Genomic DNA, 19081 nt, shown 5'->3' with positions numbered 1-19081 from the left:
GCGCGGGGCCGGACCGCCGGCCTGAGCCCTTCCTCCTCAGAACAGGCAGGTCATGATCGACTACACCCGCCCGCCGAAGCAGAAGCCGGCCGGGGTCTCCCTCGGCAAGGTCACGCTGACCAAGGCGGCGCCGTCCGTCTCGCTGTCCAAGGCGCAGGGCGCCCGCGGGCGGATGCGCGTCAACCTCAACTGGGACCAGCGCCCGGGACGTGGGTTCTTCGGCAAGGCGGAGGCGGTCGACCTCGACCTCGGCTGCCTCTGGGAGACCACCGACGGGAACAAGGGCGTCGTCCAGGCGCTCGGCAACGCGTTCGGGGACCTCGACTCCCCGCCCCACGTCCTCCTCGACGGCGACGACCGCTCGGGCAGGAACGCCGGTGGCGAGAACCTCATCGTCAACCTCGACCACCTCGACGAGATCAGGCGGATCCTGGTGTTCGCGTACATCTACGACGGCGCCCCCAACTGGGCCGCGGCTCGAGGTGTCGTGACGCTGTCCGCCCAGAACGACAGTGAGATCACCGTCGACCTCGACGAGCACGCCGACAACGCGCGCTTCTGCGCCATCGCCATGCTGACCAACCAGCGGGGCGAGCTGCACGTGCAGCGCGAGATGCGCTACCTGCAGGGCAGCCAGCGCCACCTGGACCAGGCGTACGGCTGGGGCCTGCGCTGGACGGCCGGCAGCAAGTAACCCGACTCCCTCCTCCCACCCGCGACCGCCTCCGCCGCGGTTCCCTGAAAGGCGTCCCTTGATCCGCTACTTCGGCTTCTCCGTCTTCCTGACGGCGGCCGCCCTCGTCACCGCCGTGCTCTTCGGCGGTCCCGCCGCGCTCCTCGCCGTCGCCGTCCTCGGCGTCCTCGAGGTCTGCCTGTCCTTCGACAACGCCGTCGTCAACGCCAAGGTCCTCCGGAACATGAGCCCGCTGTGGCGGAAGCTGTTCCTCTACGTCGGCATCTTCATCGCCGTGTTCGGCATGCGGCTGCTGCTGCCGATCCTGCTCGTCTCGGTGACGGCGCAGCTGTCCATCCCCGAGGTGTGGGACCTGGCGCTCACCGACCAGGAGGCCTACGCGGAGAACGTCGAGGCGTCCGCCGAGGCGATCTACACCTTCGGCGGGATCTTCCTGCTGATGATCTTCCTGAACTTCGCGTTCGACGAGGAGCGCGACGTCCACTGGCTCGCCTGGCTGGAGAAGCCGCTGGCCAAGGCCGGCAAGCTGCCCTACCTGTCGATCGTCATCGCGCTCGCGGTCATCTACACCGGCTCGCAGATGGCCGACGACGACAAGTACGGCACCGTCCTGCTCTCCGGCCTCGCCGGCCTGTTCACCTACCTGCTGATCGGCGGGCTCAACGAGCTCATGGAGTCCGACGACGACGAGGACGAGGAGTCGACGCCGTCGGCCACCGGCACCGCCACCAAGGCGGTCGCGGGCGCCGGTGCCGCCGCCTTCCTCTACCTGGAGGTGCTCGACGCGTCGTTCAGCTTCGACGGCGTCATCGGCGCGTTCGCCATCAGCAGCGACATCCTGATCATCGCCCTGGGCCTCGGCATCGGCGCCTTCTGGGTGCGGTCGCTGACGATCTTCATGGTCGACCGCGGCACGCTCGAGCAGTACCGCTACCTCGAGCACGGCGCGATGTGGGCGATCGGTGTGCTCGCGACGATCATGATCCTGGAGCTGCGGTTCCACATCAGCGAGTACGTCACCGGCCTCACCGGCCTGCTGTTCATCGTCGCGGCGGTCGTCGCCAGCGTCGTCGCGCAGCGGCGGGAGGACGCCCGCGAGGTCCCCGCGGCGTCGTCCGACGAGGACCCGCAGCCCGAGCGGGAGACCGTCTCGGTCTGACCGCCTCCCCTGCACGACCCGGTGCCCCGGCCGCCTCGCGCGGCCGGGGCACCGGCGTCCTCAGCCGACGAGGACGGCGAGGTCGGCGGCGAGGCTCTCGTCCTGCTCGCAGGCGACGGTGGCGGCGACCGTGCGCCCGTCCGCGGCGAGCGCCAAGGGCGCGGGGCTCCCGTCGGCGCACAGCTCGACGTCGGCGACGGTCTCGCCAGTAGCGAGCTCGACGGTGGCCAGGCCGACGCCGGCCCCCGGCCGCCCGTGCACGAGGTACACGTGCCGCCCGCCCGGCTCGACGACGAGGTCGGTGCCCGAGCCGGGCAGGACCGCGGTGGCCTGCACGGCGCCGTCCCGGACGGTCACCAGCCGCGGCTCGCCGGTGTCCCACTCGCCCGCGACGACCGATGCGACCGCCGTCCCGTCGGCGAGCACGGCCAGCGCGTAACCGGTGCTCTGCTCCTCCTCGACCAGCTCCACCGGCTGGCCGGCGGGCAGCAGGTCGGCGTCGTACTGCGCCAGCACGACGCCGTCGACGTCACCCTCCGCGTCGCGGTCGACGGTCACCAGTGCCGCCAGGCCGCCGTCGGGACGCAGGGCGACGTCCCGCGCGACCGCCCGGCCCGGCGTCTCGACCTGCAGCGGCGCGCTCGCGGTGACCTCGCCGGTGGCGACGTCGACGGTGGCCAGCCGGCTGACCGTGTCCCCGTCGACGTACCACTGCAGGCTCGCGTGCAGCGTCGTGCCGTCGGGGGAGAGGACGCCGGTGCCGGTGTCGGGCGTGCCGAGCTCGGCTTCGGCGGCGATTCGCCGGACGTCCGGTTCGTCGCCGCCCGGTTCGAGGACGGCGAGCGCGAGGTCCTGCTCGCGGCCGCCGCCGCTGGTGTCGGCGGGCACGATCGGCGCGAGGGCGACCACCGTGCCGTCGGGCGCGACGTGCACCTCGCCGAGGTCGAGGGCGGGCGGGCCCTCGGTCACCTGAGCGACGGTCAGGCCGCCGTCGCCCGGGACGAGCTCGACCAGGACGCTGCGGTGGTTGCCGGCGAGGTCGCCGGTCATGAGGACGACGAAGCCGCCGTCCGGGGTCGCGGCGACGTCGGAGAGGCGCACGTGCCCCTCGACGTCCGCGTCGACCTCCACCCGGCCGAGGACCTCGGTGAGCGGTCCGGCGGCGGCCGGCCCGGCCGGCTCGGCGACGCCGACGACGGGGATGGAGCAGCCGGCCGCGACGACGGCGGAGGCGAGCAGCGCGGCGGCGCCGGGACGGGACGAGCGCATGGGGGAGAGCTCCTGGGGTGCGTGGGCTGTTGCCCGCACCCTCCGGCCCCGCCCTTGCGGGCCCCTTGCGTCCGGCCTCCCGCGCGGACGTCAGCCGATCGTCGTCACCGGACACCGCAGGCCCGGTGCGCGCGCCAGCCGGCGGTCGCCGGTGACCAGGCCGGCCCCGAGGATCTCCGCGAGCGCGACGTAGACCCCGTCGTAGGCGGTCACCGCGTGGCGGAGCTCCAGCGCCCGGTCGAGCAGCGGGTCGTGTCCGTGCCGGACCACCGGCAGCTCGCGCACCGCGTCGACCGCACCGCGTGCGGCGGCGTCGCTCAACCGCCCACTCAGCGCGTGCCGACGGACGGCCGAGAGCACCTCGACGTCGAGGAGGTGCGGGGCGTGGGGCTCGTCCCCGAGCAGCGCGTCGCGGGCGGCCTGCCCACCCGAGCCGGCGTCCAGGAGCGCCGCGACGACCGTCGAGGCGTCGACCACGATCACCGGCCGTCGCGGTCGGCCCGGATGCCCTCGACCACCTCGTCCATCGGCAGCGGGATCCGCAGCGCCGCGGAGCGGGCGAGGACCTCGGCCATCGGCGACCGCTCACCGACGCGGCGCAGTTCGCGCAGCACGTAGTCGGACAGCGACATCCCCGCGGCGGCTGCGCGGCGGCGCAGCTCGGCGTGCAGGTCGTCGGGCACGTTGCGGACCTGCAGCATCTTGCCCATCCACTGAGGCTACATGCGATCCGCATGCGCGGGATCGGTCACGGTGGACGGTCAGTTGGAGGCCTCGGTCGGCCGTCCCACCCAACCTTGAGCCGCTGGCAGCGGACCGCCGTCAGGTGAGCCGAGGACAGCGCCCTCCGCAGGTGAGTCAGCGGCGACCGTCCGCGGGATCCCGTCGTCCAGTGGGATCGCCGCGGACAGGTCGTCCATCCAGGCACGGCCCATCGGGATCGTCCTACTCCGGCCGCTGACAGCCGTGGTGGGCGGCTGGCAGCAGGCGGACCGCCCACTCGACCAGCGGCCGGCAGGCCGGCCACGGTCCCCCGTCCAGCCACGGGAGGCCCGGCCGGCTCGGCTACGCCGACGACGGCGGTGGAGCGGCCGGCCGCGAGGACGCAGAGGCGAGCGCGATGGCGCCGGCACGGGACGAGCGCATGGGGAAGAGCTCCTGGGGTGCCTGGGCTGTTGCCCACACCCTCGGCTGCCGCGATCACGGCGCCCTTGCGTCTCGCCAACGCGGGTGACACGCACCGCGCGCCGACGCCGTTCCGGTATCAGGACGCGTCAGGGTGTCGGTGAACTGACCACCTGAGGAGCTCCGTGCGCATCGGTACCTGGAACGTGAATCGCGTACATCGGGAGTCAGACCGCGCCTCCGACATCTCAGCGTGGCTGAGCAAGCTCGGGGCTGACCTCTGGTTGCTCACCGAGGTCCACAGTGGCTGGCACGCGCGGGGAGACGGGCTCATCGTCTCGCCGCAGCGGAGCTGGGGGCCGGACCTGCAGAGATGGGCGGCCATCGAGACCCACCTGCCGGCGACACAGCTGCTCACGGCCGGGGACGACCGCCATCCAGGAGAGGAGGGGTTAGCTCTCGCCCGAGTCGAGTACGAGGGCGTGGAGGTGCTCGTGGCTTGCTCGGTCCTGCCCATCGAGGGATCCGGTGAGAACTGGCGGGGGCTCCCCGAAGATCGCTTCGCGCAGTTCCGCTTCGTCCTCGACCACCACGCCGACCGCATCCGCGATGCACGCCGCCCTGACGAGCAGGTCATCTGGGGCGGGGACTTCACCCAGGAGCTCGCGCCCCTCTACTCGGGTGGCACGCCCATGGGCGCTGCGGCGCTGCGATCAGCCTTCGAGGAACTCGGTCTCGTCGTGCTCACCGAGGACGCGGAACGGCTCAACGAGGCCTATCCGTCCATCGACCATCTCGCAGTGAGCCGGGAGATCGCGCGTGGCCCGGCCGAGGTGCACCGGCCGACCTGGCGCGACGACAAGGACCTGAGCGACCACGCGGCCTACACGGCCGACGTCGTCCTGCCCCGGACATGACGGAGGCCGTCCCGCCGCGGTGGTGAGCCGCAGTGGGACGAACCGAACCCCGCGTTCGGGCCGTCACGTCCAGGGAGCTGTGCCCGCCCGGAGACGTCCGGAGATCGGCTCGACGTCGTCGAGCTGCCCCGAGGCGATGGCCATCACGAGCTCGTAGGCATCGTCGTTCGACAGGGTCAGTTGCATGCCGTTGAGGCCGTAGAAGGCGATGGTCGCGGCGAGCGAGAGCCGCTCGTTGCCGTCGACCAGCGGGTGGTTGCGGGCGATCGAGTGCAGCAGCGCAGCCGCCTTGTCGTGGATGGACGGGTAGGCGTCCTCGCCGAACGTCGTCGCCTTCGGTCTGGCAGCCGCCGCCTCCAGCAGACCGATGTCGCGGACCTCGAAGGCGCCGAGTGTTCGCCCGGCGATGTGGAGCAGATCGTCGAGGTCGAGGTGGATCACCGGCCGAGCCGCTCCAGGGCTTCGGCATAGCGGGGGAGTTCCCGGTCGAGGACTCGGTCGAGCAGCTCACGCTTGCTGTTCCGCTCGACGTAGTCGCGGACCGCCTGCCGCGCGACGTCCTGCATCGACCGGCCCTCGAGTTCTGCTCGACGTCGCAGAGCCTCGGTCTCCTGCTCGGTCAGGCGCAGTGTCATGGCCACACCCAGAGGTACCACCGGTGATACCAGAGCGACATGACACAGGCCGTCCTGCCGCGGCGACCGCCCGCTGCGGGACGGCCCTCCTCGGGAGGGCGTTGGAGGGTGACGAACTCGATCTCGTCGGCCTCGTCGCCGGCGCGCTCGAGGACGACATCGATGACGTCCTGCTGGTCGACCCGATGGTCGTAGCGGGTCCCGGCGCCTGACGACACGCCAGGACGGAGTCGGATCGTTCCGTAGCGTGGCGGCATGGAGACGCCGGACCCGCAGCTCACGGCCCTCGTGGAGCGGTACGGCGACCACGTCGAGCGCGGGGCGACGGTGGTGGTCGTGCAGGGGCGGGAGATCCACCTCGGCGACATCGAGGCCCGCAGCGTCGTCTTCCGGCGCGACGACGGGCTCTACCAGGTCGACCGCTTCGACCGGGGGGAGCAGTGGTTCGAGATGGAGGCGGAGGCGCTCGCCGAGATCGAGCTCCTGATCGCCGAACGCTTCGGCTCCTCGCTGCACCGTCACCCCGACGCCTGGCGCTTCGACCTCGTGCAACGAGCCGACGGCCGCGTCGAGGTCCGCCAGGACGGCCGCCTGCGGGCCACCTTCGCCGACCTGCACGGCGCCCGCGTCTTCTCCGGCTTCGCCGCCCTGACGCCGGCGGAGCTGGTCGTCACGCCGCCGCGGGTCGGCTACGGGGGGTGGGTGCCGCCGGTCGACGACGAGACGCGCGCCCTGGTCGACCGGCTGCGCGACGTCCGCCCGCTCGCCCTCGACGAGTACCGCTGCGAGGTCCCCCTCGACGACGTCCGGAACGGGCCCCGCCTCACCCGGGTCGGCGGCGTGTGGCACGTGTGGGAGGGCAACGACTACTCCGTCCCGGACCCGCCGACCCTCATGACGACGGCGGTCGACGTCCTCGAGCACCACCTCCGCCTCCGGTTCGCGGGCGAGCCGACGGCCGGTGAGCCCGTCGGGCATCTCGTGCGCGACGGCGTGGTGGTGGCCCGCGGTGCCGGCGTCACCACGGTCCTGCTCCGCGCCGTCGGGGGCGGCGTGGGACGCGTGTGACGACCGGGTCCTGACCACCGGCGGGACTGCCGATGCCTCGGGGGAGCGGCGGACGAACCACGACCCCCGGCGCTCGGGGAGTGCACGACATGGCTGGACGACGACGGCTCCAGGACCGCCTCGCGGTCCTCGGCGGCGCGCGGCCCGACCTGCTCGAGGCGGCGCCCGGCGCGCGGCCGCGGTTCGCCGCGCTCGGCGGGGTCCTGCTCAGCACCGGCGGCCTCGCCGTCGCCTCGGCGTCGTTCGCGCTGCACATGGCCCTGGGCGTCTGGTGGCCGTTCGCGCTGGTGCTCGGCCTCGGCTGGGGCGCCGTCGTGGTCAACCTCGACCGGATGCTGCTCGTCGGCATGGCGCACGACGCCTCGCTCAAGCGGAACCTCGCCCTCGCCGTCCCGCGCGTGGGGCTGGCGCTGATCCTCGGGGTCGTCGTCGCGACGCCCCTGACGCTGCAGGTGTTCCACAAGGAGATCGACGCCGAGATCACCGTCATGCAGGCCGAGGCCGCGGACGCGTACCGGCAGTCGCTGGAGGCCGATGCGCGCTTCGCCGGCCTCGACGAGCTGCAGGAGCGGGTGACGCAGGGGCAGGACGTCGTCGCCACGGGCGGGCAGAGCGACCCGGCGCTGGCCGCGGTGCAGGCCGACGTCGCGGCGAAGCAGTCCGCCTACGACGCCGCCCTGGCCACCCAGCGCGACCTCGAGGCGCGCGCCCAGTGCGAGCTCGACGGCACCTGCGGCACCGGCGACCCGGGCACCGGCGACGCCTACGTGCAGGCCCGCGCGGCCGCCGACGCGCAGGCCGGCGTCGTCGCCTCGGCCCGTGCGGCCCTGGACGACGCGCAGGACGCGGCGTCCGACGCCGAGTCGCGCAGTGCCGACCTCGCCGCCGCCTCCCTCGCCACCGACTCCGCCGAGCTGGCCCGGCTCACCGCCGAGCTGGACCGGCTGCAGGCCGCGTTCGACGCCACCAACGAGGGCTCCGGCGGCATCCTGCTGCGGCTGGAGGCGCTCGACCGGCTCAGCGACCGCAACGCCACGCTCGCCGCGGCGAAGTTCATGCTGTCGCTGCTGTTCATGTGCGTCGAGATCCTCCCGGTGCTCATGAAGGTGCTGCTCAACTTCGGTCCGCCGACCGCCTACGACAAGCTCGCCGCGCTGCGCGACAGCGGCGACGTGGACATCGAGGAGATGCAGCAGCAGTCGCGGCGCACGGTGGCCGAGGCCAAGGAGGAGATGCTGGTCATGGCCGAGCAGGAGCGGCTGGACCGGCAGAAGGCCGCCATCCGCGCCCGCCACCTGGCCGCGCTCGCCCAGGCGCAGGTGGAGGCCGAGGAGGCCGCCCGCCCGGTGCCGCAGCCCGCGGCTCCGGTCGACGAGCCGGTGCAGAAGATCTGGGACACCGGGCCGATCCGCCTGGCCCGCTCGGCCGCGCGCACGATCCGCCCGACCCGCCGCCCGGCCGGCCGGGCCACCTCCGGCGTCTGATCGGGGGCCGTGAACCATCCGAGGCGTTCTGGCCAGACTTCGGGCTAGAGTCGATCCGTGACGACCATCCCGCTCAGCGAGGCCAAGGACCGGCTGTCGGCGCTGGTCGAGGCGGCCGAGAAGACCCACGAGATCGTGACCATCACCCGTCACGGACGGGAGGCCGCCGTCCTCATGGCGAAGGAGGACCTCGACTCGCTGCACGAGACGCTGTACTGGCTCTCGCAGCCCGGCGTCCGCGAGGACGTCGAGCGGGCCCGCGCCGAGGACGAGAGTGACGAGACCACCCCTGGTGAGCAGCTGAGAGCCGAGTTCGGCCTCGACGGGTGACCGCGCCGTACGGGCTCCGTGTCTCCTCGGCGGCGCGGCGCCAGCTCGGCCGCCTGCCCGCCAAGGTGGCCATGGCTGTCGTCGAGTTCCTGACCGTCGTCCTGCCCGAGAACCCGGTGCGGCTCAGCAAGCCCCTCACCGGGGAGCTGACCGGACTGCGCAGCGCCCGGCGAGGGGACTACCGGGTCCTCATCGAGGTCGACGAGGCCCGGCGGCAGATCCTCGTGGTCCGGATCGTGCACCGCTCCGACGTCTACGGACCTCCTGCGCCGTCCGGCACGGACTGACGCCGGGGTCCCGGGCCCTCGGCGTGCCAAGGTGGCGGACGCGCTGCGCCGGCCCGGATGCAGGTGGAGGACGCCGGCCGACCACTTCCCCACACCGCCCCACCCGCCTGACCCGCTCAGCCACCGCGCTGATCTGTCCCATCCGGCGTCCGCCGAGCCAGGTCGGCCGAAGGGGGCGGGAGGGTGTCGTCCGCGGGGGATGACGCTCCCCGCGCGGCGCGGCAGCACACTGGGACGGTGCTCGAGCTCGACCACGTGCTCTGCATGGTCGGTCCGGAGGACACCTGGGCGCCGCGGCTGACCGCAGCCGGCTGGGAGCTCGACGCCGGGACGGCGCACCCGGGTCAGGGCACCCGCAACCGGCGGCTCCTCCTCGCCGGGCACTACCTGGAGCTGGCGTGGGTCGAGGACCGTGCCGAGGCGCGGGACAACCCGCTGCGGCTGGACCGCCGGGCGGACTGGGCCACGACGGGTGCCAGCCCGTTCGGGATCGGGCTCCGCGGACGACTCCCGCCGGAGCAGGAGCCCGCCTTCCGGCCGTACGCCGACCTCGGCTTCCCGATCTGGGTGCACCGCGACGACGAGCGCCACCCCGCACGTCCCCTGGTCTTCGTGCTCGACCTCCCGCCCCGTCGACCCGCCGGGTCCGCCTCGCCGGCGGGTGCCCTCCAGTGCGTGCACCACGCCGGTCCCGCCGCGGCGGACGTCCCCTGCTACGCGGGTCCGCGCCTCGTGCACCGGCCGGGCCGGCACCGGCTGGAGCTGGTCGTCGACGCCGGTCGTCCCGTCGAGGTGGGCGACCTGCTGGCCATCCGGGTCACCGACGTCTGACTACCGCTGAGCCGCGAGGCGTTCCAGTGCGGCGGTGAACGACTCGTTCCACAGCCCGAGGTGCGGCCAGCGCTCGGCGACGTGCGCCGTCGCCTGCTCCGGCGTCATCCCGTGCTCGCGCACCAGCCAGGCGCGCAGCACCAGCCCGGTCCGCGACGCCCCGCCGTGGCAGTGCACGAGCACCCGGTGGCCCTCGGCGCGCAGCGCGGCGAGGTCGTCGAGTACGTCGGCCAGGACGACGTCGACGTCGACGTTGTGGCTGTTGTCGGCGATGTAGGCCATCCGGTGCAGCGTGTGCGGGAACGGCTCGGCCAGCCGGCACAGGCTGATGACGGCGAAGTCCTCGTCGGAGTACCGCGCGCCGTCGAGGTTGCCCGCCCAGATGCCCGGCAGCACCTCGGCCGGGCCGATCCGCGGGATGACGCCCGTCTCCGCCTGGAAGAACTCCTTGCCGTCGAGCGCGGCGGCCAGCGGCAGCAGGTCGGGCAGCCGCCACACGCGGTCCCCGTGCCCGGGCACCCGGCCGTGCACCACCGACGCCCACCGCATCGGGATGCCGCCCATCCCGTACACCGCGCCGGCCAGCCCGCCGGCCACGCAGGCGACCGTGTCGGTGTCGCCGCCGAGGTCGACCACCAGCCGCAGCACGTGCGCGAAGTCCCGCCCGTGCCGCAGCGCCCACAGCGCCTGGCCGAGCGTCGGCCACACCGCGCCGTTGGACTCGGTCGCCATCGACGGCTCCCAGTCCGGCGCCAGGACGGCGGCCCAGCGGTCGCGGTGCTCGTCCGCGACGAGCGCGAGCGCCGCGGGGACGGCGGCCAGCGGGTCGCCGCCGTCGAGCGCCACCCGCACGAGCTCGTGGAAGACCGCGCAGCCCTCGCCGGCCGCCGGGTCGCCGTGGGTGAGCGCCGAGAGCCGCCGGGCGGCGTCCACCGTGGCGGCGGTGCCGGACCGGGAGAACCAGATGGCCGCGGGTGTCGTCCGCATGAGCGAGCCGTTGCCGGCCGCGCGTCCGGTGCGCGCGAAGTGCTCGGCCGCCGCGCGGTCCCAGGGCAGCCCGGAGTCGAACACCGCCCGGGTCTGCACGCCGACGTCCGGCGGACCGGCCGCCGCCCAGGCCGCGAACCGGTCGAAGACGTCGGCCTCGTCGAGCCCGTCCCGCTCGACCAGCGACTGCGCCACGAGCAGCGCCATCTGCGTGTCGTCGGTGAACTCGCCCGGCTCCCACCCCAGCGACCCACCGCCGCACATCTCGGTGGTGGACCCACGCGCGTCCGTGGGGAAGCGGGCGGAGAACGCCCCGGCCGGGCCGAACTCGAACGGCGCCCCGAGCGCGTCGCCCACGGCCGAGCCGACCAGCGCGCCGGCCACGCGGTGGGAGCGGTGCAGTCCTGCGGTCACGGGCTCAGTCTGCGCGACGGCGGCGCAGCGCCCGCCGCACCACCAGCGCACCGGTCGCGGCGAGCACCAGCCCGAACCCAGCCAGCAGCAGGCCCGGCGCCAGGGGCGGCGACCCGACGGTCATCCCGACCGACCGCTCCAGCGGCGTCCCGTCGGCGGCGGTCCCCGAGACGGTCAGCGTGTGGTCGTCGCCGGGCGCCAGCGTCCGCGGCACCCTGACGACGACGTCCACCGCGCCCTGGTCGTCGGACCACACCGAGGCCAGGGTCTGCGCCGTCGAGCGCACCACCACCAGCACCGGCGTGTTCGGCTCGTACCCGCCCGACCGCACCCTCAGCTCCGCACCCGGGTCGACGGTGAACGGGTCGGCGCCGTCCTGCAGGTCCACTGACCCGTCCTGCGCGAACCAGCCGTCGTAGAGCCGGGCCACGCCGTCCACCCAGGTGTGGTGGTGCTCCCGCGGCCGCGCCCCCTCGCGCGGGTCGGGCACCGAGTGCGACCAGCGGGCGAGCGCCGCCGCGATCGCGCGGTAGCCGTCCGCGGTCGGGTGCACGAGCTCCTGCTTGGCCTCGGCGGCCAGGCCCGACAACGCGTTGCTGCCCCGGTCGGGGAGGCCGACGATCCAGCGGTCCTCGGAGCAGATCGTGTGGGCCGGGCGCACCGCCTCGACGACGTCGGCCGCGTACTGCAGTCGCGAGTCGCCGACCGCTCGCACCGCCCCCTCGATGGCGCCGTTGAGCGCGCCGAGCAGCCACTGCACCGACCGCAGCTCGTCCTCGTCGAACCGCAGGCTCTTGACCCCGTAGACGGTGGCCGTCGTGCCGCTGCACCCGGTGCCCACGGCGCCCGTGGGCACCACGCCGACGTAGGGGAGCACCACCAGGGGCGCGACGCCGGTGTCGGCGAGCACCTCCTCGTAGAGGTACCGCAGGTCGGTCTGCAGGTCGGCCAGCCGCTGGGTCCACCAGCCCCGGTCGCCGAGCCGGCCGCCGCAGTGCTCCTCCGCCGCGCAGTCGACCACGATGTCCTCGAAGCCGATGTCGTTGCCGCCCATCGTCATCAGCACCAGGTCGTAGTCGTCGACGTCGACGAGCTGGGCGGCCTGCGACCGGACGTCGCGGTCGGCCTGCGGCTCCCGGTAGTCCTGGATCACGGCGGCCGAGCAGGCGAGGTTGGTGACCTCCGCGTCGGGCAGCAGCTGCTCGGCGTAGGTGTGCGGGCTGCGGTGGCAGCGGCCGGCACCGCGGTCGTAGTCGCCGGCGCCCTCGCCGGAGCTGTAGGAGTCGCCCAGGACGACGGCGTGCCGGGTGTCCTGCAGCCACGGTGCCGCGTCGGCGAGCGAGAACTCGCGCACCGAGATGCTGCCCGCCTGCTGCTGCGGCCGGACCTGCGCGCCGGACACCCGCAGCGTCCAGTCGAACTGCGTGGGCCCGCCGCCGCCGTCCAGCGAGGGGTACGCCGTCCACGACACCGTCGTCGTGCCGCCGGCGGCGACGTTGCCGAGCACCCGCAGCGGCCGCAGCACCGTCGGGCTGCCGCCGTCGGCGCCGGGGTCGAAGACCAGCGACGCCCGGACGTCGCGCGCGAGGACGGCGGAGGCGTTGGCGACGGTCGCGGTGACCGTGATCGCCGCGCTGGACGACGGCGAGTACGTGGCCGGGGCGTCGACGTCGAGGGTCAGCCGCGGCGCCTGTGTGGCGGCCAGCCGCTCGCCGAGCTCCGCGGAGTCCCGGACGTCGGTGTAGGTGCCGCCGGTGGCGTCGGCGATGCAGCGCAGTTCGTCGGCGCCGGCGTCGTCGATGCGGAAGCCGACGGTGTTGACCGTCAGGTCGAAGCCCTCGTCGACCAGCCGCTGCGCGACCGGGCACGGCGGGTCGCAGGTGCTCTCGCCGTCGCTGACCAGCACGATCGTCGCCGCGCCGAAGCCGGCGTCGCGGACGTCGTCGGCCGACGCCTGCAGCGCCTCGGCGGTGGGCGTGCCACCGTCGGCCCGCAGCGCCCGCACCACCGCGCTCATCGCGCCCGGGTCCCGCTGCGCAACGTCGACGTCGAGGTGCCCGGTGCCGCAGTCGCCGGCGCCGGCGGGGTAGGTGCGCATGCCGATCCGGCTCGACGGCGGCAGCTCCTCGAGCAGTTCGAGGATCGCGGTCTTCGCGCCCTCGATCTTCACCGTCCCCTCGTCGTCGGACTCCGCCATCGACCCCGACGTGTCCACGACCAGCATCACCGGGGCGTCGACCGGCAGGGTCGAGCGGTCGGCAGGTGCGGCGGCCGCCGGGCCGGCGCCGGCGAGGACGAGCAGCAGTGCGACGGCGGCCGCGCGCAGCGTCCTCACGAGCCGGCCAGGGTGTCGATGGCGTCGGGGGCGCCCACGACGCGCGGGTCGCCGAGGACGACCGTCCCGCTCGTGGTGGAGGTCGCCACCACCTCGACGGTCAGCTGCAGCACCCCGCCGACCGGCACGGCGAACGGGGTGGCGGCGCTGAAGCGGACGTCGGCGCGGAACAGCTCCCGCCCGTCGCCGCGGACCACCACCGAGCCGGTGAAGCCGGCGTCGCCGCGGTCGAGGACGCCGACGGTGCCCTCGACCGTGGTGCCCAGCCGGTCGAGCAGGTAGGTCGTCCGCCGCGGGGAGGAGCCGGCCGAGCAGGACAGCGCGTGCCCGTACGTGGTGCCGTTGCTGGCGGCCTCGCCGGTGCCGCAGCCGCCCTCGGCGTCGAGGTCGGTGAGGAACACGCTCGACGGCGGCCCGGCCACGGTGAGCTGCAGCTCCTTCGGCAGCGGGCTGCCGGCCGGCGGGTCGAGCGCGAGCACGGTGCCCTCGGCGACGGCGGGGTCGTAGGTCCGCACGACCCGCGCGGCGACGCCGAGTTCGGTCAGCGTGGCGACGGCGGCGTCGCCGTCGGTGGCCACGAGCGCCGGCACGGTGCCTGAGACGGCGACGTAGAGGGTGACCGGTCCGGCGCCCGGGCTGCCACCGACCGGGTCCTGCCGCACCACGCTGCCCGCGGGCAGCGCCGACGGCGTGTCCACGGTGGACAGCGCGGCGGGGTCGAGGCCGGCGTCGGCCAGCGCCTGGCGGGCGTCGACCAGCGCCAGGCCGCGGACGTCGGGCACCTCGGCGGCGGTGCCCGCGTCGTCGGTCGGCGCGTCGACCACCTGCACCGTGGTGTCGGCGAGGTCGGGCCGGTCGACCGCGGCGTGCGTAGTCCAGCCGATGCCGGCGCCGAGCACGAGCACGCCGAGCAGCAGCAGGACGACCCCGCCGACCGCGAGGCCGCGCCACCTCCGGGGGCCCGCCGGCGCGGGCGGCTCCGGCTGGGCCGGTGGCCACGGCGTCGCCGCGCCGGCGAACGGGTCCCACGATCCGGGCTGGCTCATCTCGACCCCCGTCGACCGCCGGCGGGTGCAGCCCCCGCCGTGCGCGCGGGATCGTCACAGCCGCGGCCGCCAGGCCCGCCCGGACACGCCCACCCGCCGCACCCCGTGATGGAGCTGGGACGGACGTGCCGGCGGTGTCGCGGAGGAGGCGTGTGCCCCGCCCGGGACCTCAGACGGTGGCGCCCGCGGCCCAGCGGCGGGCGGAGCGCGCCAGCAGCCACGTCCCCGCGACGACGAGCACGCCGGCCGCCAGGAGACCCAGCGAGATGGCCCGGTACTGCTCGAGGAAGGACGAGCAGGCGTGGGCGGGGTCGAACAGGTCGCCCGGATGAGGCCGTGCGCCGGCCGGGAACCACGCCGTCCCGCAGGTCGCCACGTCGCCGAGGTCGCCGCGGACGCGTCGCGGCAGGACTCCCACCCACGTCCCCAGCGCCAGCAGCAACCCACCCAGGACGTGTCCCGCCACGTGCCTCTTCCGCACCGTCCGCTCCCCTCGGTCGCCGGAAGTTACCTGCCCCGACCGGCGCTGCATGGGCGACGCGGGACCGAGCCGGCGTGTGGCCGCCGGCAGTCCGGGGAGTGCGATGAGGTCCGTGGGACGGACGTGCCGCCCGCTACGGCGCGGGGAGTCCTCGGTGGCGCCGTCACGTGAGACCGTCCCGTCTCGATGTACCGCACCGACGGCTCCCTGGTCCTGAGCCCCACCGACCTGACCCGCCACCAGGCCTGCGCACACCTCACGACGCTCGACCTCGCCGTCGCCGACGGCCGGCTCGAGCCGCTCGCCGAGGGCCCGGGCGACCACGCCGCGCTCATCGCCGACCTCGGCACCGAGCACGAGATGCGCTACCTCGACGCGCTCGAGGCCGAGGGGCGCAGCGTCGTCCGCATCCCGGCCCGCTTCGACGCCGCCGGCCGCCGCGAGGCCGAGGCGATGACCCTGCAGGCCATGCGCGCCGGCGTCGACGTCATCTCGCAGGCCGCCTTCTTCGACGGGGTCTGGGGCGGCGCGGCCGACTTCCTCCTGAAGGTGCCCACGCCGTCGGCCCTCGGGAGCTGGTCGTACGAGGTCGCCGACGCCAAGCTCGCCCGCCGCGTCAAGGTGCCCGCCCTGCTGCAGATGGCCACCTACGCCGAGCGCCTCGCCGTCCTGCAGGGCAGGCAGCCCGACCGGATCTGCGTCGTCACCGGCGACGGCGTCACCAACCCGTGGCGGCTGGTCGACGTCGCCGCCTACGCCCGCCGCGCCCGCGCCCGGCTGACCGCCTTCGTCGCCGACCCGCCGGCCACCGAGCCCGTCCCCGGCCCCTACTGCAGCCAGTGCACGTGGAAGCCCAAGTGCGACGCCGAGCTGCAGGAGGCCGACGACCTCTCCCTCGTCGCCGGCATGCGCCGCGACACCCGCGACGCCCTGCGCGCCGCCGGCGTCACCACCCTCGAGCAGCTCGCCGAGGCCCCGCCCGAGACGCTGGAGGCCGCCCGCATCGGCGCGGCCACCCGCGCCCGGCTGCAGGAGCAGGCGCGCCAGCAGCTCGACGAGCGCCGCACCGGCGTCCCCAGCCGCACCCTGCTCCCGCCGGCGAAGGACCTCGGTCTGCTGCGGCTGCCCGAGCCCAGCGACGGCGACCTCTACCTCGACTTCGAGGGCGACCCGCACTCCGCCGACGGCGCGGGCCTGGAGTACCTCGCCGGCGTCGGGCGGTGCGACGGCAGCTTCACCGCGCTGTGGGCGCACGACCCCGCCGCCGAGAAGCGGATGGTCGCCGACCTGATCGACCTGGTCCTGGACGCCTGGCGCGCCGACCCCGGCATGCACGTCTACCACTACGCCGCCTACGAGGTCAGCGCCCTCAAGCGGCTCACCGGCCGGTACGGCGTCCGCGAGGCGGAGCTGGACCAGCTGCTGCGCGCCGAGCGGTTCGTCGACCTCTATCCGGTCGTCAAGCAGTCGATGCGGATCAGCAAGGGCTCGTACTCGATCAAGAAGGTCGAGGCGTTCTACGGCCGCGAGCACACCGGCGACGTCGCCGACGCCATGGGCAGCGTCATCGCCTACGAGAAGTGGCTCGCCGACCGTGACCCGCAGCGCCTCGTGGACATCGAGCTCTACAACAAGGACGACGTCGACTCGACCCGCGAGCTGCACGACTGGCTGGAGACCCAGCGCGAGGAGCTCGAGCGGGAGTTCGGCGGCCAGACGCGGCCGGTGCTGTCCGAGACGACCGGCCCGGCCGAGCGGTCGGAGGCCGAGACCGAGGAGCTCGCGCTGGTCGAGCGGCTGCAGGCGGCCGGCCACGGCCTGCTCGGCGACCTCGTGCAGTGGCACCGCCGCGAGGCGCGCCCCGGCTGGTGGGAGTTCTTCGCCCGCAAGGACCTCGACGACGCCGCCCTGGTCGAGGACGGCACGGTGCTCGGCGGGCTGTCGGCGCCGGTCGAGGTCGGCACCGAGAAGCGGTCGAAGCTCTACGCGTTCTCGTTCCCGACGCAGGACACGAAGCTGTCGGTGGGGTCGAAGGTGGTCGACGTCGACACCCGCACGCGCGTCGGGGAGATCCGCGAGCTCGACGCCGTCGAGGGTCGACTCGTCGTCAAGTCGACGAAGGAACCCACGCCGCGCGCCCTCGGCCCGGAGGGGCCGATCGACGACAAGGGCATGCGCGAGGCGATCGCCGCGACCGCCCTCGACGTGCTCGCCGGCCGCGACTGCCTCGGCCAGGCGCTGCTGGAGCGGCGGGTGCCCGCGGACTGCCGGCGGCTGCCGGGGGAGGAGGCCGGCGACGCCGTCGTCCGGCTCGGGCTGCGGCTCGACGGCGAGGTGCTCGCCGTGCAGGGCCCGCCCGGCAGCGGCAAGACCCGGGCGGCATCGCGGCTGATCCGGGCGCTGCTCGACGCCGGCAAGAAGGTCGGCGTCACGGCGACCTCGCACGCCGTCATCGGCAACGTGCTGTCCGCCGTCGGCCGGCCCGCGCTGCAGAAGTGCGAGGAGAAGCAGGCCTGCGGCGCGCCGGGCGTGGAGTGGTCGCGGGACGGCAAGGAGGTCGCCTCGCGGCTGCTCGACGGCGACGTGTCGCTGGTCGGCGGGACGGCGTGGTTCTGGACGCAGCCCGACCTCGCCGAGGCCGTCGACGTGCTCGTCGTCGACGAGGCGGGCCAGTTCGCGCTGGCCAACGCCCTCGCGGTGGCGCGGGCGGCGAGGTCGCTCGTGCTGCTCGGCGACCCGCAGCAGCTGGCCCAGCCGACCCAGGCGGTGCACCCCGGCGACTCGGGGCTGTCCGCGCTGGAGCACCTGCTCGAGGGGCACCCCACCGTGCCGGAGGGCCGCGGGATCTTCCTGGACACGACCTACCGGATGCACCCGGCGCTGACCGCGTTCGTGTCCGACCTGGCGTACGAGGGCCGGCTGGAGTCGGCGGCGCTGCGGGAGCGGATCACCGTCCGGCCCGGCGGGCTGGTGTCGGGGGCCGGGCCGGCGGTGCGGTTCGTGGAGCACACGGTGGCCGCGTCGGCGTCGTCGACGGAGGAGGCGGCCGAGGTGGCCGCCGTCTGGGAGTCGCTGCAGGGCGTCGGCTGGGTGGACGCCGAGGGCGCCGAGCGGCCGATCGGCCCGGACGACGTGCTCGTCGTCGCGCCGTACAACAACCAGGTGGCGCTGATCCGCTCGCTGCTGCCCGACGGCGCGCGGGTGGGGACGGTCGACCGGTTCCAGGGCCAGGAGGCGCCGGTGGTCGTCTACTCGACGACGTCGACGTCGGCCGACGAGGCGCCGCGCGGGGTGTCGTTCCTGTACGACCTCAACCGGCTCAACGTGGCGGTGTCGCGGGCGAAGGCGCTGGCGGTGGTGGTGATGAGCCCGTTGCTGCTCGACGCCCAGGTGCGGACGCCGGAGCAGCTGCGCCAGGTCAACGCGATGTGCCGGCTGGCCGAGATGGCCGGTGTCTGACACCGCGGAGCTCGCCGCCCTGGTCGGGGTGGCGCCCGACGTGCTGGTGCGGGCGCTCGGCGACGGCTGGACGGAGGTCCCTGGGCCGCCGCACGAGCGGTGGTTCGTGAGCGGGGAGCCGGCGCAGGTCGCGGTCGGCTGGGACGGGTTCGGCTTCACGCTGGCCCGTCCCGAGCCGCGCTGGTCCGGACCCGCCGAGCTGGTGTGGAAGTTCGTGGCCGACCGCCGGTTCTCCTCGGACGAGGTGCTGTACGAGCGCGCGGAGCTGGCCGAGGCGGCGGAGGAGGTCGCCCGCAGGCGGCGGCGGACCTTCCGCTGGTGCCCGGTGTGCCGCCAGGTCAACGCCCGCGAGCACGTGCACGACAACACCGGGCTCTGCTCGACCTGCGCGGAGCGCCACCTCGGCGTCCGGTACTGAACCGACGCGGGGCCGATCGCCCTCAGCGGTTCCTCGTGAGGTGACTGGGACGGCCGGGGGAGACGTGCCGGACCGCGCCACCGGGTCCCACGGCGCCCGGGGATCCGTCCTTACCGTCGTCCGGAGTCCGCGCCCACGCGGG

Annotated in this window: 19 protein-coding genes; 10 read left to right on the top strand and 9 right to left on the bottom strand. The window is 74.6% G+C overall.

Going from position 1 to position 19081, the window contains the following annotated elements:
* Window positions 1-52: 52 nt before the first annotated feature.
* Together ACI79Z_RS04875 and ACI79Z_RS04870 are read left to right on the top strand one after the other, a co-directional pair.
* A complete protein-coding gene (locus tag ACI79Z_RS04875) occupies window positions 53-694 on the top strand; it encodes a TerD family protein (protein ID WP_456901872.1) in 642 nt (213 codons plus the stop codon).
* 58 nt (window positions 695-752) lie between these two features.
* Window positions 753-1853 (top strand): DUF475 domain-containing protein, encoded by a 1101-nt coding sequence (locus ACI79Z_RS04870; protein WP_456901871.1) that lies wholly within the window; start codon window positions 753-755, stop codon window positions 1851-1853.
* A gap of 60 nt (window positions 1854-1913) precedes the next feature.
* Here ACI79Z_RS04870 and ACI79Z_RS04865 read toward each other — a convergent pair whose 3' ends face one another.
* The 3 genes from ACI79Z_RS04865 to ACI79Z_RS04855 form a co-directional block, all read right to left on the bottom strand.
* A complete protein-coding gene (locus ACI79Z_RS04865) occupies window positions 1914-3122 on the bottom strand; it encodes a hypothetical protein (protein WP_456901870.1) in 1209 nt (402 codons plus the stop codon).
* 90 nt (window positions 3123-3212) lie between these two features.
* On the bottom strand, window positions 3213-3605 hold the full coding sequence (locus ACI79Z_RS04860; RefSeq protein WP_456901869.1) for a type II toxin-antitoxin system VapC family toxin: 393 nt from the start codon (window positions 3603-3605) through the stop codon (window positions 3213-3215).
* Window positions 3602-3832, bottom strand: coding sequence for a FitA-like ribbon-helix-helix domain-containing protein (locus ACI79Z_RS04855; RefSeq protein WP_387988767.1), 231 nt, complete (start codon window positions 3830-3832; stop codon window positions 3602-3604). The genes ACI79Z_RS04860 and ACI79Z_RS04855 overlap by 4 nt, the downstream gene beginning before the upstream one ends.
* A gap of 600 nt (window positions 3833-4432) precedes the next feature.
* Between ACI79Z_RS04855 and ACI79Z_RS04850 the strand changes: the two genes are divergently transcribed.
* Window positions 4433-5164, top strand: coding sequence for an endonuclease/exonuclease/phosphatase family protein (locus ACI79Z_RS04850; RefSeq protein WP_456901868.1), 732 nt, complete (start codon window positions 4433-4435; stop codon window positions 5162-5164).
* 63 nt (window positions 5165-5227) lie between these two features.
* On the opposite strand, the gene ACI79Z_RS04845 is transcribed toward ACI79Z_RS04850, so the two are convergent.
* Both ACI79Z_RS04845 and ACI79Z_RS04840 read right to left on the bottom strand, forming a co-directional pair.
* Window positions 5228-5605: a type II toxin-antitoxin system death-on-curing family toxin gene (locus ACI79Z_RS04845; protein ID WP_456901867.1), complete on the bottom strand. Its 378-nt coding sequence runs from the start codon at window positions 5603-5605 to the stop codon at window positions 5228-5230.
* A complete protein-coding gene (locus tag ACI79Z_RS04840; protein ID WP_456901866.1) occupies window positions 5602-5799 on the bottom strand; it encodes a ribbon-helix-helix protein, CopG family in 198 nt (65 codons plus the stop codon). Before ACI79Z_RS04840 ends, ACI79Z_RS04845 begins: the two co-directional genes overlap by 4 nt.
* Before the next feature lie 255 nt (window positions 5800-6054).
* Between ACI79Z_RS04840 and ACI79Z_RS04835 the strand changes: the two genes are divergently transcribed.
* The 5 genes from ACI79Z_RS04835 (at window position 6055) to ACI79Z_RS04815 (ending at window position 9799) form a co-directional block, all read left to right on the top strand.
* Complete coding sequence (locus tag ACI79Z_RS04835) at window positions 6055-6867, top strand: hypothetical protein (RefSeq protein ID WP_456901865.1); 813 nt, start codon at window positions 6055-6057, stop codon at window positions 6865-6867.
* An 89-nt stretch (window positions 6868-6956) separates the two neighbouring features.
* On the top strand, window positions 6957-8351 hold the full coding sequence (locus ACI79Z_RS04830) for a DUF4407 domain-containing protein (RefSeq protein ID WP_456901864.1): 1395 nt from the start codon (window positions 6957-6959) through the stop codon (window positions 8349-8351).
* A gap of 57 nt (window positions 8352-8408) precedes the next feature.
* On the top strand, window positions 8409-8681 hold the full coding sequence (locus ACI79Z_RS04825; RefSeq protein WP_456901863.1) for a type II toxin-antitoxin system Phd/YefM family antitoxin: 273 nt from the start codon (window positions 8409-8411) through the stop codon (window positions 8679-8681).
* A complete protein-coding gene (locus ACI79Z_RS04820) occupies window positions 8678-8968 on the top strand; it encodes a type II toxin-antitoxin system RelE family toxin (protein WP_456901862.1) in 291 nt (96 codons plus the stop codon). Before ACI79Z_RS04825 ends, ACI79Z_RS04820 begins: the two co-directional genes overlap by 4 nt.
* A gap of 237 nt (window positions 8969-9205) precedes the next feature.
* On the top strand, window positions 9206-9799 hold the full coding sequence (locus ACI79Z_RS04815; protein ID WP_456901861.1) for a VOC family protein: 594 nt from the start codon (window positions 9206-9208) through the stop codon (window positions 9797-9799).
* Here ACI79Z_RS04815 and ACI79Z_RS04810 read toward each other — a convergent pair whose 3' ends face one another.
* From ACI79Z_RS04810 to ACI79Z_RS04795, 4 genes are all read right to left on the bottom strand, one after another.
* The gene (locus tag ACI79Z_RS04810; protein WP_456901860.1) at window positions 9800-11200 is read right to left on the bottom strand and encodes an ADP-ribosylglycohydrolase family protein; all 1401 of its coding nucleotides are present in this window, start codon (window positions 11198-11200) and stop codon (window positions 9800-9802) included.
* Window positions 11201-11204: 4 nt separating this feature from the next.
* Window positions 11205-13535 (bottom strand): GDSL-type esterase/lipase family protein, encoded by a 2331-nt coding sequence (locus ACI79Z_RS04805; RefSeq protein WP_456901859.1) that lies wholly within the window; start codon window positions 13533-13535, stop codon window positions 11205-11207.
* Window positions 13532-14581: a PASTA domain-containing protein gene (locus ACI79Z_RS04800; RefSeq protein ID WP_456901858.1), complete on the bottom strand. Its 1050-nt coding sequence runs from the start codon at window positions 14579-14581 to the stop codon at window positions 13532-13534. Before ACI79Z_RS04800 ends, ACI79Z_RS04805 begins: the two co-directional genes overlap by 4 nt.
* 169 nt (window positions 14582-14750) lie before the next feature.
* Window positions 14751-15047, bottom strand: a complete 297-nt coding sequence (locus ACI79Z_RS04795) for a hypothetical protein (RefSeq protein ID WP_387988779.1) — start codon at window positions 15045-15047, stop codon at window positions 14751-14753.
* A 201-nt stretch (window positions 15048-15248) separates the two neighbouring features.
* On the opposite strand from ACI79Z_RS04795, the gene ACI79Z_RS04790 reads away from it, so the two are divergent.
* Window positions 15249-18521 (top strand): TM0106 family RecB-like putative nuclease, encoded by a 3273-nt coding sequence (locus ACI79Z_RS04790; protein ID WP_456901857.1) that lies wholly within the window; start codon window positions 15249-15251, stop codon window positions 18519-18521.
* Window positions 18514-18939 (top strand): hypothetical protein, encoded by a 426-nt coding sequence (locus ACI79Z_RS04785; protein ID WP_456901855.1) that lies wholly within the window; start codon window positions 18514-18516, stop codon window positions 18937-18939. Before ACI79Z_RS04790 ends, ACI79Z_RS04785 begins: the two co-directional genes overlap by 8 nt.
* Window positions 18940-19081 lie beyond the last annotated feature (142 nt).

The organism is Geodermatophilus sp. SYSU D00663 (genome assembly GCF_054050655.1).
This window is presented reverse-complemented; position numbering and strand designations above follow the sequence as displayed.